This window comes from Rhodococcus sp. B50, assembly GCF_013602415.1.
Taxonomy (GTDB): Bacteria; Actinomycetota; Actinomycetes; order Mycobacteriales; family Mycobacteriaceae; genus Rhodococcus.
On record NZ_WPAG02000002.1, the window covers coordinates 4,725,694 to 4,739,562 of the forward strand.

Sequence of the window (13,869 nt, forward strand, 5' to 3'; positions counted from 1 at the left end):
GGGCGGCGCGACGCATTCGCCGAGACGTCAGAGCTGATACCTCGCTCCGGGAGTCGGATGCCTACATTGAGAAACCCAATCTGCCCGTTACACGGCCATCGCCGAGGTCCTGGGGGCGCCGGTCATCGGTCAACGGGTGATCGACCTTCCTAGTCGGGCAGCTCCGCCGAACCGCACTTCTTGGGCCCTCCATCTAAACGTGTCCTTGATCACTGAGGACCTGGACTGCCGCAGAGTTCAGGATCCGCAACCGGCTTCGAGTCTCTCTGTAGGCCGATGAGCTGCGCCTTCTCCGATCCGGTTCAATGCACGCCCGAGGCCTGTTGGGAGCCTTGTCGTGCGTCTGGGGTGTAGCCGCACCCCCGGAGATGCGAAATCTCGCTGCATGCTCGAATATGGATGACTGAAGACGGGTGGGTCGGTCGCTCTGCGTGTGCCTGGGGAGGAACTCACAGAGCGGTGGCCATGCGGAAGGCTGCGACCACTCGGCACTGTTGGTTCGGGGAGGAGCCGGAATGACGTCAGGTCGACCATCACGCGTACGTACCTCTAGCTGTTCAAGCGAATACGGCCTACCCCGCCTCATCGATCCAGGCGGAGATTTGTCCTGCAGCGGCATCGACGTCGCGTCCTCATCGCGGTGATCAAAGGTTTCAACCCGCGTGTGCTGTTCTGGCCGCGCCGCCTTACACCAATCCGCAAGTCTGACCGAGCACTACGTTCTGGGAGCGCAGCAAATTGAGTAGTCGTATAGCCGTATTTGGAACCGGGTACCTGGGGGCAACGCACGCAGCCTGCATGGCAGAACTCGGTCACGACGTCGTCGGCGTAGATGTGGACGCGGCAAAAATCTCCAAGTTGGAGGCGGGCGAGGTTCCTTTCTATGAGCCTGGCCTCGAAGAAGTCCTGAAGCGCAATCTCTCTTCGGGTCGACTTCGTTTTACGTCCTCTTACAAGGACGCCGCCGAGCATGCAGATGTGCACTTCATCGGGGTAGGGACGCCCCAAAAAAAGGGTGAGTATGCAGCCGATTTGACGTATGTAGACGCTGTGGTCGAACAACTTGCGCCTCTGCTTACTAAGCCAGCAGTGATATACGGAAAGTCTACTGTTCCGGTTGGTACGGCTCAGCGACTGGGCGAACTCGCACGTCGGCTCGCACCTGTAGGCGACGAGGTCGAGGTTGCTTGGAACCCCGAGTTCTTGCGGGAGGGATACGCAGTTGAGGACACGCTGCACCCCGACCGCTTAGTTCTTGGAGTCGATCCCAAACGACCTGGACGTGCGGAATCAGTTGCACGTGAGGTGTACGCGCAACTTCTCGACGAGGAAATACCCTTCCTGGTTACAGACCTCCCGACTGCCGAACTGGTTAAGACCGCGGCGAACGCGTTTCTCGCTACAAAAATCTCCTTCATCAATGCTATGGCTGAGGTATGCGACGCCGCAGGAGCCGATGTAACTGTCCTCGCCGATGCGATCGGTCGAGACGCGCGAATCGGACGCCGGTTCCTCAACGCCGGCATCGGTTTCGGAGGCGGATGTCTTCCTAAAGACATTCGGGCCTTCATGGCGCGTGCCGGTGAGTTGGGAGCCGACCAGGCGCTCACCTTCCTTCGCGAAGTCGACAACATCAATATGCGCCGTCGTACCCAGATGGTCGAACACGTCCGAGAAGCTGTAGGCGGATCCCTCTTGGGAACACGAGTGGCCGTCCTTGGAGCCGCATTCAAGCCGGACTCCGATGACGTCCGCGACTCCCCAGCGTTGAACGTCGCCGGCCAGATCCAGCTGCAGGGCGCGGCCGTTACAGTTTACGACCCGCGCGCCATTGAAAACTCCAGAGCACTCTTTCCGACGTTGAATTACGCGACAAGCGCAATAGAAGCCTGCGTGGGTGCGGACGTGGTGTTGGTCCTCACCGAGTGGAAAGAGTTCCGGGAAATCGAGCCGGACTTGCTGGCGAAGCACGTTCGAGAGAGGCGCGTACTGGATGGACGAAATTGTTTGAATCCAGTTCGTTGGAGGACGGCAGGCTGGGACTACCGAGGTGTTGGTCGCCCGTAGAATTCGCGAATTACACCCTCAGTTACGAACAGTCAACTCCCAGCAGCATCTAGGAGCCTACGTGGGCGTGGTACGCACCCTCAAAATCCAATTAATTAAACGGCTGAAGGGTGGCGACGTCGCAGCACGCGCCCTTGGCATGAAAGTCGGCACTGATTGTCGGATCCTCTCACTCGAGGCCGGTTCGGAACCGTGGCTCGTATCGATTGGTGACAGAGTCACCGTGAGCAGCGGAGTCCAATTTCTCACGCATGATGGCTCAGGTTGGCTATACCGAGACGAACGCGGACGTCGGTACCGCTACGCAAGGATCCTGGTTGGTAGCGACGTCTTTATCGGCAATCGCAGCATTATAATGCCGGGGGTGAAAGTTGGTGACAAGAGTGTCATCGGCGCTGGCTCAGTAGTAACCAAGTCTGTTCCCTCTGGATCTGTGGTAGCGGGAAATCCGGCCCGTTTCATCACCACGTATGACGAACTCATGTCACGAATTTCAAAGTGGACCCACCACGCTGATGTCCAAGGCTTAGATATTCGTGAACGGTCAGAGCGTGCACTGGACCGTGAGTTTCTTCCGTACTTGCAGACCGCACGCGTAGATCTGCCCGATCATCCCGTTAGTTGACATACTGCGTGATAGGAGAATTGTGAAGGCAATCGTCACCGGTGCAGCCGGCTTTATTGGTCACACTCTAGTGAAGCGCCTACTAGGTGAAGGCTATGACGTAGTCGGCGTGGACTGCTTTACTGACTATTACAACACCGATATTAAACGTCGCAATATTGATGCGATCCCCGACAAGAACAACTTTACCTTGGTAGAGGCAGACCTTCGCACCGTTGATTTGCGCAGTCTACTGTCCGATGCGGAGGTCATATTTCATCAAGCGGGCCAGCCTGGTGTAAGAAAATCTTGGGGTAATGACTTTCTGCACTATACCGAGATGAACATAAACGCAACGCAGCGATTGCTTGAAGCTGCACGTGAAGTCAAGAAGCTGAAGCGACTTGTGTACGCATCGTCTTCGTCGGTTTATGGAGACGCGGAAGCTTACCCGACAAAAGAGACGGACCTTCCGCGTCCTGTGAGTCCTTACGGTGTCAGCAAACTGGCGGCCGAAAATTTGTGCTCGTTGTACGCAAAGAATTTTGGAATTCCGGTCACTTCGCTTCGGTATTTCACAGTATACGGGCCGGGTCAACGGCCCGATATGGCCTTCACGCGATTTCTTCGTTCGGCTATCGATCGTTCGACCATCTCCATTTTTGGGGACGGAACCCAGATCCGAGATTTCACCTACGTGGACGACATTGTCAACGCTAATTTGATGTGCTCTCAAGCGGCAGAGGATCCGGGATCAATTTACAATGTTGCCGGAGGGTCAAGCGCCTCGGTTAACGACGTACTTAAGGTAATCGAGGAAATTTCAAAATCCCCTCTGAATGTCGAGTACGTGACCTCCGTGGTAGGTGATGTCAAGCGTACTGGCGGTGATATCAAGTCGATATCCTCGTCTGTGGGGTGGGAGCCGAAGGTAGATCTAAGAAGCGGACTCAAGCGTCATTGGGAATGGGCGCAGAGCGTCTACCGAGGCTAAGACCACCCGTCATCACGCTAAAGGACAAATATGGAAGACCAGCTTCCTTGCATATCTATCGTCACCGTTGTCAGAAACAACCTTCAAGGCCTAATAACTACTGCGGAAAGTATTCAACGTCAAAAGTATAACAAAATCGAACACGTCATCGTCGACGGAGCGTCGACCGACGGGACGCTAGATTGGCTCGCTGCTTACAAACCGAACTACCGGGTCTCATTCATTAGCGAGCCGGACAACGGAATCTACGACGCGATGAACAAGGGTATAAACCTTGCGTCCGGCGACGTCGTCCAGTTCCTGAACGGTGGTGATGAGCTCGCATCTGATTCTGTTCTTAATATCGTGGCACAAAGTTACCATGAAAGTCGCTGGGACTGGGCGTATGGACAAATCCGGTACGTCAACGGGAAGTACGAACGGATTCGCGAATATAGTTTTTCTCCGTTTTCTTTGAAAAAGCTTTCAATGGGACTAGCATTCACTCCCCACCCTGCCACGTTTGTAAAAAGGTCGGGAATTGAGACGATGGGCGGATTCCGGTCCGAGTTTGGCTTCTCTGCGGACCAAGAAATGGCCGTACGGCTGGGAAAGCAAGCCTCACCAAGTATAATTGACACGGTCATTACCAACTATCTAATCGAAGGTGCGCATGGTGCGAGCAAGCCCGCGGATACCGCTCGGCGCTACGCTCGGATACGCCGGGCAAATGGGCTGCTGGTCGGCGGTTCACGTGTACTAGATGCTGGCTTTACAATTGCGCTTGCGACATTTTGGACGGCCCGGGCCCAAGCAGGCCGATTGCGGCAGTATACGAACCGATAAAGATACGTAATTTCCGTACGTGCGGACACCGAGCAGGAACCAGGAGTCGGACAATCCAATGGCGACAAGATGGAATCCAATCCGAAGTAAAGCCGATTACCGTCGATTCTTGGACGAAGACCTGAAGGCGCACAATCTCAAGCGTTGGGGAGTCACCTCGCCGCTTCGCAAGCCTGAGGTCTACTACCAACGATTGATGCGACGAGTTGAGTATTTTAACTCAAAGAGTGGTCCCGCCAATCGAATCTTCCTGTTCTATGCTCGCTATCGCCTACAGCGATTTTCAATTCGGACGGGAATTTCCTTCCCCGCGGGTGTGTCCGACATGGGGCTGTCGATTGCTCACTACGGAAGTATCGTCGTCAATGCCAAAGCGCGAATCGGAAAGTACTGTCGGATCCATTCCGCGACAAATATTGGTACTGCAGGTGGAGGCGTTCCGACGATCGGTGACTATGTTTACATCGGTCCCGGCGCTGTCATCTACGGGGACATCACGGTGGGGGATAGTGCGGTAATTGGAGCCAACGCGGTCGTGAATCGGGATGTTCCACCTGGGGTTACGGTCGCCGGGGCTCCCGCGCGGGTGATATCTGCACGGGATTCGTCCTACATTGTGCCTATCTGGTTTCCTAACCACCGCGGCCGTAGCAGTGAATCGCAAGCGCAGAACATCTCCGAAACCGTGGATGAGAGCACGGCATCATGAGGGTCGCCATACTCGTCCCAAGCCTCGGCGGTGGAGGCGCCGAGTTCGTTGCTCGCGAATGGGCCAGGTGGTTAAACACTACGGGAGTCGACGCGCGACTTGTAGTGTGCGGACCCGTCGACCCTCTGCTCCGTCCTGACGGAGTACAGGTGCACTCCATTCCCGACAAGGGGTTCATTCGCCGGCTTCTCGCGGTCCGTCGATATGCGGCGTCCTCGCGTGTAGATATCATTTTAGGGTTGATGCCGTACTTTAATTTATTGGCTCTAATTTCACAGTTCGGAAGAGTTGGCGGGCGTGCGCGTGTTGTAATTAGCGGTCGCAATGTCGAAGTTCCTCTACGTAAGATCTTCGGAATCAAGTTTCGTGCTATTCAGGCGATCGCAAAGATTTGCTACCCTTTTGCCGATGCATATATCGCAATTTCTCATACGGTTGCAGCAGAGGCAGCCGCGTTGTACCGGATAGAGCCAAAGAACATTTATGTCGTGCCGAATCCCGCCACAGCGAAGGTCGACGTGCGTGCCGCGCACGCAACTATTAAATGTTCGAGAGATACCTTAGCCCCTCAACATTCGCTCAACCTTGTCGTCCCTGCTCGACTCGTGGAGCAGAAGCGGCCCCATATACCCGTTCTGGTTGCTTCTGAAATTACCAAACATTTCGAGCACGTCGAAGTTCATTTCTTCGGCATCGGGCCTTTGGAATCAGAAATTCAACAGCTCGCGCAGGGTTGTTCGGTGTCGGTCAAGTTTCATGGGTGGGTAGAAGCCTGGTTTGAAGAATGCCCGCCAAATTCTGTCGTACTATTGGCGTCTCTGGCAGAAGGGTTTGGCAATGTCCTTGTCGAAGCCGCTTCGGTGGGGATTCCTTCCGTCGTGTCTTCCCGTTGCCTGGGTTCTTCTGACGCAATTGTCCCGGGATTGACTGGAGAGCTTTGCGCGGGCGACTCTGTGAATGACTATGCCGAGGCGGTTTTGGCAGTTGCAGATCTCACTATGAACGGGGCCGAGTCTGCATGGCTTTCGAGATTCACCTTGGAGTCTAGCGGAAACCGCGTACTCCGGGTGCTTCGCGACGTGTACAAAAAGGGTGTGAGGTCCGAAATTGTCCCTCTTGCGGTCGAGTTGGCGGACCGGAGTGAGTAATTCTCCAGTTCACATGGCCAACGCACGATCTCCATTTGTGAGCGTTCGAAGGTTAGGTGAGGCTCAATGAACAGCGACAGTAATGCCGTAATGAAGGACAGTTATGTCCGGGTGGGGAGAGTCCCCTTTATCGCGACCACCGCAGATGAAGCGTGCGGTGATGTAATTCGATGGGGGTTGGAACGTAAGGCGATATCGGTTCGGTTATCGAATGCTTACTGCGTGGCCGTGGCATCAAATGATCGGTCCTACGCCGAGGTGTTGAACGATGAAGGAGTCAATTTCCCGGACGGTCGACCGGTGGTATGGGCAATGAAGGCGAGATCGCGCGGTAGAATTCTCGCGGGCCACGTCCGTGGGCCGTCTCTGTTCCGCAATGTCCTCGATCGGGGCCGCTCTAAGAATCTGAAGCACTTTTTTCTTGGTGCAACCGATGAGACTTTGGAAGACCTTTACAGAGCGGCCTGTAATGAATATCCAGGCATTTCTATCGCGGGCATGTATTCCCCTCAGTTCGGGCCGGTGGATTCTTCATTTCTCGAAGATGTATCAAACCGGATTAACGATGCCGATCCCGATATCGTGTGGGTTGCGCTTGGGACTCCCAAACAAGATTTTTGTACGGCCGCGTTGTGCAGAATGGTCCAACGTCCATGCGTGGGGGTCGGTGCGGCATTTGATTTTGTTGCGGGAACTATTTCGGAGGCGCCTAGATTCTTTCAAAAGTTCGGCATCGAGTGGTTATACCGATTCGCCTCTGAGCCTCGCAGGTTGTGGAAGCGGTACGTGTTCGGCAACGTCACTTTTATTCGTTCGGCGCTGACCGAATCGGGTAACTGACCGCGTATGAACAGTATCGGGAACGGGCCGCTTGCGCGTATCGTGAAGTCCGCAGGTGCGCGCGCGTTTGTACTGCCTTTATCGGGCGGAGCTGCGCTCCTTATTACGCGGCTGATAACTTCCGAATATGGTCCGGAAACTTATGCTGTATTCTCTCTCGCCGCTGCATTGCCCTTTCTAATTCCTATGATGGATCTTGGAATTGGGTCGGCTGTGACAAATGCCGCCGCAGGCTTGCCCGGCCATTCCGATTCTTTCAACGCCGTGCTCCGAAAGGCTCAACGAATTCTGATTTCGGTGGGCGCCGCACTTGGCGCCGCGAGTCTCGCGTTAGGAGCGTCCGGTTTATGGACTACCGTGCTCAATCTTGAGTCGAGCCGAGAACTCAACTGGTCGATTGCAACCGCAGTTCTTTTAATCGCGATTTCGGTACCGTTGTCGTTGGGCGCGCGCATTCTTCTTGGAATTAGACGGAACGCCTTCGTGGTCCTGATCCAGGGAACGACCTCGGTCGTAAATCTAGCCGCAGTGAGTATCTTGTTCGTGGCTCGGGCGGAACCGCCTGTCTTGATCGCGGTTTCCACAGTGGGCGTATTGGCGACAAACGTATTGCTGAATTGGGTTGCTTTGCGGTCGCCTGCAGTCCGGGCGGCACGAGCCGATAGAAAACCGTCTAAACGAGGGCATAGTACTGCAATTTGGTCAACGGCGGTACCAATGGTAGTAGTCTCGATCGCACTGCCGTTCACTTTCCAATCGGACCGAATTGTTCTCGGATGGACTTCGTCGCTTGAACAAGTGGCGATCTATTCGGGTGCTGCGATGGTCTTTCTTCCAGTTCTTTCAATTGTGCAAGTAGCTGGCCGATCGTTGTGGGGTGATTTTGCGGAAGCCCGTCATTCTGGACGGGATGTCAGCAAGTTGTTCAGTCAGGCGGTTCTTCTGAGTACTTTCCTGGGTATCGGTGGCGCACTTGGCTTGGTCATTTTTGGTCCCATCATCGCGAGGTGGGCGACGAGTGGCATAGTGGATATCCCGTACGCGCTCTACTTTGCATTTGCGGGTGTAGTGATTTGTCAGGCGATTCAGCAGCCTGCGGGTATGTATCTGACGGACGTTTCGGGTCTCCGGTTTCAGGCTGTAACGACGGTCGTGACGGCACTTGCGAGCCTCGTTCTATCGATCTATTTTGCTTCGAAGCACGGTGCGATCGGTCCGGTCCTTGCAACAGTGGTGGTTCTTGCGTTTCTACATGTCGTCCCGTGTTTGCTGTATTCGTACATGAGAATTCGCAACGAAAGTGTACGCCGTTCTCAGTTGGCTGTGGTGTCAGTAAGCGATGGATCGTTGGGTAAATTAAGGGGTTAATCGATGAATGAAATAAGCGGCCCGCACGCAGCCTTAGATCGGATCATTGTTGAACATGTAGATCCTGAGAATCTCGTACCGGGTGGTATCGACACGTGTATCCACGACCTTATCAAGTACGGTGATGGCTTTCAATTCGGATTGGTAGGCATCACGCTCAATAAACAGCATAGGGTCGGTGTGTGGACTAAGGTTGAGCTTGCTGGCCGGCAAGTAGACTTTATGCCTGTCGCCCACTTCGATCGGAGCGAGGCATCACGTAGCCGGGTTCGTGTTCCGCATTCGATGCGCCTGCTGTGTGGCGTTGTGAAGTATAACCGCAGGATCCCGCGAGTGCTTTTGCAAGCGCATAGGGTAGAGACGGGATTTCTTCTCTCCTACCTTCGGCGTAGCAGGTTTATCCAGTTCATTCATAATGATTCGAACGGCCTGACCGGTGCACATTCAGATTCCTCGTGGAAGGGACTCGGGTCGGTTTATCGGGCCCTTGAGAAACGCGTTCTTCGGCGTGCGGCAGGTATCGTGGTTTTTAATCGCACGGATGGAACGCGGCTGCTTCAAGCACGGCCTGATGTTCATGTTGCGCAGACTTGGTTCGATCCGCAGGTCTACCAGCGCGCTAATCGCGTTAAGTGGGATGGGAAACGTGCACTTCGTGTGTGCTGGGTCGGACGATTGGAGTCCCAGAAGGATCCCTTGTTGGCGGTCGATACTATCTTCCGGCTCTTGAAACATGTTCCGAGTGCTGAGTTGGTGATGGTTGGTGACGGGTCGATGCGCGATGGCGTAATCGGCCGTGCTGCAGAGCTAGGCGTGTCCGGATCAGTGCACCTACTTGGGAGCCAGGATCGGGCAATGGTTGCGAAAGTCATGAGTGAGTCCGATTGTCTCCTGATGACATCGCACTACGAGGGCTCTCCCCGCGTGTTGGTCGAGGCCGGCGGTACCGGACTGCCGGTGGTGGCGACGAAAGGTGCGGATCCGGATGGTGCGCTTAAGGTTGGTTTTAATGGTATTGCAGCGGAGCATCGAGACCCTGCTTTGCTCGCAACGGGCCTGATTGAGGCCTGCCAGTATTCGGAGGAAGACTGCTGTACGGCGGCTGAACATCGAGCAGCGGGACCATCGGTGAGGCGGATTCTCTCGATAGGGGTTGCATGATTGCTCGGGATGACACCGACTAGCTAGAGATTATTTGTAATGTCGATCATGAACGGAAAAGAGGAGAAAATGAAGACTGCGCTGATCACTGGTATCACAGGTCAAGATGGATCGTATCTCGCTGAATTTCTTCTGCAAAAAGGGTACGAGGTTCATGGACTCATTCGTAGGTCGTCTTCGTTTAATACGTCGCGTATTGACCATTTGTATGTCGATCCCCATGAACCCAATGCAAAGTTGTTCTTGCACTATGGAGATCTGAGTGACGGTGCACGACTTGTTACATTGCTCTCGCAGATCAACCCCGACGAAGTTTACAACCTTGGTGCTCAGTCGCATGTCAGGGTGAGTTTTGATGAACCCGAACACACCGGTAATACAACGGGAATTGGATCCATCCGCCTTCTGGAAGCTGTTCGGTTGGCAGGGGTCAACTGCCGGTACTACCAGGCCTCGAGCTCGGAGATGTTCGGTGCTACTCCTCCGCCTCAGAATGAGGAAACCCCGTTCTATCCGCGTTCGCCGTATGGTGCTGCGAAGGTGTACTCCTACTGGGTGACGCGGAATTATCGCGAGGCATATGGCATGTTCGCGGTGAACGGGATTCTGTTCAACCATGAGTCGCCCCGTCGCGGTGAGACATTTGTGACTCGCAAGATCACGCGCGCGGTGGCGCGCATCAAGGCCGGCGTCGAGAAGCACCTGTACATGGGAAATCTCGATGCGGTGCGAGACTGGGGATACGCCCCGGAGTACGTGGAAGGCATGTGGCGCATGCTTCAGGCTGACGAGCCTGACGACTTCGTACTGGCAACAGGCGAGGCCTACTCTGTGAAGGACTTCCTGCAGGTTGCGTTCGAGCATGGCGGCATGAACTGGGAAGATCATGTCAAGTTCGACGAGCGGTATCTCCGGCCGACTGAGGTTGATTCGCTGATCGGTGATGCGTCGAAGGCTCATGAAAAACTGGGTTGGAAGGCTCGGGTTCATACACCGGAGTTGGCACGGATCATGGTCGACGCGGACATCGAGGCTCTGACGCACGAAGGACGAGCCTGGATCGATAAGCCGGCTCACCCCGATTGGGAGATTCTCTGATGAGCGACGCGTTCGTTCCTCGCCCACTCGATCGCACAGAGCCGTTCTATGTTGCAGGACATCGCGGACTGGTGGGTGGTGCGATTTGGCGGCTTCTGAAGGCCGAAGGGTTCGAGCGCCTGATCGGGCGATCCTCGTCGGAGCTTGATCTTCGGAACCGGGACGCTGTGTTTACTTTCTTCGCGGAGCAGCGTCCGGTCAACGTGGTGCTCGCCGCCGCGAAGGTTGGTGGCATCCTTGCGAACAACACGTATCCGGTGGACTTCCTCTCGGAGAATCTCCGTATTCAGGTGAATGTGTTGGATGCGGCCCGCGAGTTCGGTACTCGACGGCTGCTGTTTCTCGGTTCGTCGTGCATCTACCCCAAGCTCGCGCCACAGCCAATCAAAGAAGAGTACCTCCTCACCGGCCATCTGGAACCGACGAACGATGCATACGCGATCGCCAAAATCGCAGGTATCTTGCACGTCCAGGCGGTCCGACGTCAGTACGGTCTTCCTTGGATCTCCGCGATGCCGACGAACCTGTACGGTCCCGGTGACAATTTCTCACCGAAGGGCTCTCACGTTCTTCCTGCTCTGATCAGACGATTCGATGAGGCGCGACGTGACGGCTCGAGCAGCGTGACGAACTGGGGCACTGGTTCACCGTTGCGGGAGTTTCTGCATGTGGACGACATGGCCGCGGCTTGCTTGCATCTGATGGAGAATTACGACGGTCCCGATCAGGTGAATGTGGGCACTGGCGAGGACCACACGATCAAGGAGATCTCTCAGATCGTCGCGGAGGAAGTCGGGTACACGGGAACGATCGAGTGGGATACCACCAAGCCGGACGGTACCCCGCGGAAACTGTTGGACGTCTCGAAACTTCGTTCGTCAGGTTGGGAGCCGAAGATCGACTTGAGATCAGGAATCGCCTCGACGATTGCGTGGTATCGAGAGAACGTTGAGTCTATCCGGACCTGACTGCTGGGACACTTATGGCCACGAGATGAGCCTCGTGGCCATAAGTATTTTTGGAGAAGTCAGACAGGATCTACCCGCACACTGGGACGTCCACCACCACTTGGGGATCGTCGATCAGCGGTTGGATAGGGATGCGAGCGCTTCCCCTTACGGTGGGCTCGGTCAGTTCGTAGACCACTTCGACGGTCTCACCAGAGGGGACCGATGTCTGCACGTTGAACATCGGGTGCCCCCTTTCTACTGCGGTGTATGCGAACGCTGGACGCCCGTCGACGGTGACCTTGTTCAACTTTGCACCTTGAGTCGCCAACAATCCGATATCGGTGAGATTTGTGCCGACCGGAGCCCCGACGGGGTTATCGAACATTCCGGCGACGTAGTCGGTGTAGTTTCCAGGAGGAACGCTATTGGTCAGCTGTACCGTCACTTTCGAGTTGCGGGTGTCTCCCTCGCATGAATCCGCGATGTATTCGATCTCCCGATTCAAGTAGTAGTCGAGTTTGTTTCCGCCGAGATTGTTGATTACGACTTCCGCATACGGAGCTGGGTCATCAGGGACGATGTGGCCCAGCGGAGTTGTTTCCAGCACCGCTTGCTCGTCCGGAACGGAACTCCATACGGCAAGTCGACCTTCGCCTGCTGCGCGCCCTAATGCTTCGAGGAGAGCTTGGGGCCGTGAGATGCTTCCGGTGAGTTTCTGTACGACAGTCTTTGCAACTGTCTCGAGGTAGCGCTTACGAGCGGCCTGATCGTCGCCGAAGCGCGAATATGCCGTGGACTCGCTCAGTTCCACTACATTGTCGGCAGAGATCTTCTCGCCTCCGGGCAAAGTGACGTCGCCGACCACTTCGAGGACATAGCTCAGCGCTACAGGGTCGGTCGCAATGGCACCATCGACCCGTTCGCCCGTCTCCTGCTGCCACATCGACTGCCAGATCTGGCCGGCGTATGGGAAGTGGGGGCTGACATTGCTGTTGCGGAAGTCCTGGGTGGGGCGGCTGTGGCCGTAGGCCCGCTGGAAATCGGGGCCGAGGTCGATCGGGTCGTAGTCGAAACGGAATTCGCGGTTGCTCGTCACATCGTCGACCGAGACTGCTCCGTTGTTCGCCCGAATGACGGTGAAACCACCCAGCAGGCCACCCGTTCCGCGTGCCTCTGCGTTCGTCTGGAAACCGACGAAGTAACTACGCGGACCGTCTGCGCCAAGCATGGCCGGCGCGATCTGCGCTGCGAGCGACGTGTTGTTCAGCAGACCGGACAACTCGGACACCTGCTCCTGCAGGTCGACTCGCGCGTCGTCGATCAGGCCGAGCCACGTGCTGTCGACGTTCTGCGCTTGCTCGTCGAGGTCGGTGATGGCCGCGGATGTCGCCTCGAGGACGGGGGTGGCATCGCGGAGGGCCGCGAGATTGATGCGTGCACCGTCCAAAATCAACTGATCCGGAGATACGGCGCTGCCTGCATCGACCGCCGGCAGGAGGACTTGCTCTGTGAGACCGCTCACAATGGTGGTCATCTGGCGAGTGGAATCGAACGGGCTGCCCAAAAATGGGACTGCGCCTGCGATGCGCCACGGCACCGAGTCGACCGAACTCTGGGCGTCCTGGGCGTAACGATCGGCGTCGCCTGCGACGATGCGGGCCTTGTCGGTATCGCCTACGAGGAGTGCGTCTTTCGCCTGCGTGGCGAGATTCTGTGCCTTCTCCAAATTCGATTTCGCCTGCAGGCCTTCGTAACCCAGCCAGCCGATGAATCCGACGACAACGAGTGCGCCTACGCCGCAGCCGATCTGCACGCGACGGCGCTTCGTGCGCTGAGCTGCGATCTCCTCGTCGGACAGGCGCCTCCGCACCTTGCGTCGACGCCGTTCGGGCGAATCTGACTCACCGGTAACATCGTTCACGCCGCTTGTGCCCCCTTCGTGGTTTCCGCTCGAGACGATAACCCGATTCTGATCTGGCCGACCGTTCAAGTGGTGGGTAACCGTGACTGTAAGTAAACTTCTGCACGGTGATCGTGACAGTGGAGTTGGGAGGCTCCGTCCACGATCGCACGATAGGGGAGGATTCTGCACGTCCCCTGTCCTG

12 protein-coding genes are annotated in these 13,869 nt (G+C 56.0%); 11 read left to right on the plus strand and 1 reads right to left on the minus strand.

Annotated elements, in window-relative coordinates; translation table 11 throughout:
• Nucleotides 1–738: 738 nt before the first annotated feature.
• The 11 genes from GON09_RS22225 (at nt 739) to GON09_RS22275 (ending at nt 11,782) form a co-directional block, all read left to right on the plus strand.
• Nucleotides 739–2,067, plus strand: coding sequence for a UDP-glucose dehydrogenase family protein (locus GON09_RS22225; RefSeq protein ID WP_213933768.1), 1,329 nt, complete (start codon nt 739–741; stop codon nt 2,065–2,067).
• A 61-nt stretch (nt 2,068–2,128) separates the two neighbouring features.
• The gene (locus GON09_RS28765; protein WP_307854456.1) at nt 2,129–2,692 is read left to right on the plus strand and encodes an acyltransferase; all 564 of its coding nucleotides are present in this window, start codon (nt 2,129–2,131) and stop codon (nt 2,690–2,692) included.
• A 22-nt stretch (nt 2,693–2,714) separates the two neighbouring features.
• On the plus strand, nt 2,715–3,665 hold the full coding sequence (locus GON09_RS22235; RefSeq protein WP_213933769.1) for an NAD-dependent epimerase/dehydratase family protein: 951 nt from the start codon (nt 2,715–2,717) through the stop codon (nt 3,663–3,665).
• 30 nt (nt 3,666–3,695) lie between these two features.
• Nucleotides 3,696–4,490, plus strand: a complete 795-nt coding sequence (locus tag GON09_RS22240; RefSeq protein ID WP_213933770.1) for a glycosyltransferase family 2 protein — start codon at nt 3,696–3,698, stop codon at nt 4,488–4,490.
• A gap of 109 nt (nt 4,491–4,599) precedes the next feature.
• Nucleotides 4,600–5,199, plus strand: coding sequence for a serine O-acetyltransferase (locus GON09_RS28770; RefSeq protein ID WP_280521635.1), 600 nt, complete (start codon nt 4,600–4,602; stop codon nt 5,197–5,199).
• The gene (locus tag GON09_RS22250; RefSeq protein ID WP_213933772.1) at nt 5,196–6,347 is read left to right on the plus strand and encodes a glycosyltransferase; all 1,152 of its coding nucleotides are present in this window, start codon (nt 5,196–5,198) and stop codon (nt 6,345–6,347) included. Before GON09_RS28770 ends, GON09_RS22250 begins: the two co-directional genes overlap by 4 nt.
• A 66-nt stretch (nt 6,348–6,413) precedes the next feature.
• A complete protein-coding gene (locus GON09_RS22255; RefSeq protein ID WP_244865605.1) occupies nt 6,414–7,187 on the plus strand; it encodes a WecB/TagA/CpsF family glycosyltransferase in 774 nt (257 codons plus the stop codon).
• A 6-nt stretch (nt 7,188–7,193) separates the two neighbouring features.
• Nucleotides 7,194–8,555, plus strand: a complete 1,362-nt coding sequence (locus GON09_RS22260) for a lipopolysaccharide biosynthesis protein (RefSeq protein WP_213933773.1) — start codon at nt 7,194–7,196, stop codon at nt 8,553–8,555.
• A gap of 3 nt (nt 8,556–8,558) precedes the next feature.
• Nucleotides 8,559–9,716: a glycosyltransferase gene (locus tag GON09_RS22265; RefSeq protein ID WP_213933774.1), complete on the plus strand. Its 1,158-nt coding sequence runs from the start codon at nt 8,559–8,561 to the stop codon at nt 9,714–9,716.
• A gap of 69 nt (nt 9,717–9,785) precedes the next feature.
• Nucleotides 9,786–10,814: a GDP-mannose 4,6-dehydratase gene (gene gmd, locus GON09_RS22270; protein ID WP_213934584.1), complete on the plus strand. Its 1,029-nt coding sequence runs from the start codon at nt 9,786–9,788 to the stop codon at nt 10,812–10,814.
• On the plus strand, nt 10,814–11,782 hold the full coding sequence (locus GON09_RS22275; protein ID WP_213933775.1) for a GDP-L-fucose synthase family protein: 969 nt from the start codon (nt 10,814–10,816) through the stop codon (nt 11,780–11,782). The genes gmd and GON09_RS22275 overlap by 1 nt, the downstream gene beginning before the upstream one ends.
• 70 nt (nt 11,783–11,852) lie before the next feature.
• On the opposite strand, the gene GON09_RS22280 is transcribed toward GON09_RS22275, so the two are convergent.
• Nucleotides 11,853–13,685 (minus strand): DUF4012 domain-containing protein, encoded by a 1,833-nt coding sequence (locus GON09_RS22280; RefSeq protein ID WP_374195358.1) that lies wholly within the window; start codon nt 13,683–13,685, stop codon nt 11,853–11,855.
• Nucleotides 13,686–13,869: the final 184 nt, after the last annotated feature.

What these genes read in the sequence shown, in the direction of transcription:
- GON09_RS22260 (WP_213933773.1), top strand. Translation starts at nt 7,194, where the DNA reads ATGAACAGTATCGGGAACGGGCCGCTTGCGCGTATCGTGAAGTCCGCA.
- GON09_RS22255 (WP_244865605.1), top strand. Translation starts at nt 6,414, where the DNA reads ATGAACAGCGACAGTAATGCCGTAATGAAGGACAGTTATGTCCGGGTG.
- GON09_RS22250 (WP_213933772.1), top strand. Translation starts at nt 5,196, where the DNA reads ATGAGGGTCGCCATACTCGTCCCAAGCCTCGGCGGTGGAGGCGCCGAG.
- GON09_RS22240 (WP_213933770.1), top strand. Translation starts at nt 3,696, where the DNA reads ATGGAAGACCAGCTTCCTTGCATATCTATCGTCACCGTTGTCAGAAAC.
- GON09_RS22265 (WP_213933774.1), top strand. Translation starts at nt 8,559, where the DNA reads ATGAATGAAATAAGCGGCCCGCACGCAGCCTTAGATCGGATCATTGTT.
- gmd (WP_213934584.1), top strand. Translation starts at nt 9,786, where the DNA reads ATGAAGACTGCGCTGATCACTGGTATCACAGGTCAAGATGGATCGTAT.
- GON09_RS22275 (WP_213933775.1), top strand. Translation starts at nt 10,814, where the DNA reads ATGAGCGACGCGTTCGTTCCTCGCCCACTCGATCGCACAGAGCCGTTC.